The sequence below is a fragment of the Achromobacter sp. SIMBA_011 genome (genome assembly GCF_046535435.1).
Lineage (GTDB): Bacteria > Pseudomonadota > Gammaproteobacteria > Burkholderiales > Burkholderiaceae_B > Achromobacter > Achromobacter dolens.
The window spans coordinates 1-267 of the sequence record NZ_JAWRWN010000557.1 but is presented as its reverse complement, the minus strand read 5'-3'; the positions used below and the strand labels follow the sequence as shown (position 1 = coordinate 267).

At 61.0% G+C, this 267-nt stretch carries 1 protein-coding gene; it reads left to right on the top strand.

The features are described 5' to 3' along the window. Nucleotides 1-267 (top strand): hypothetical protein (locus SB816_RS32135; protein WP_410548261.1); only part of this gene is annotated, 267 nt, incomplete at both ends.

The window sequence follows — 267 nt, the reverse complement described above, 5'->3', positions numbered from 1 at the left end:
GTCCCGATGTGTTCTACACGGGCGGCGGCGCGCAGGTGTTCTCGAACTTCGAAAAGTCGGACAACGGCCGCATCCTGACGCTGCATACGGCGTTCGAGCATTCGGTCAACCTGGTGTTCGTGCGGCTGATGCGCGACATCGTCCATTACGAAATGCTGAAGGCGGCCGGCCCGTCGACGTCGTGGCTCGGCGATCCGGAGCAGCGCAAGCATTACCTCGAGCAGTTCGTCGACGGCGAAAGCAAGGTGTACGTGAAGCGCTACTACA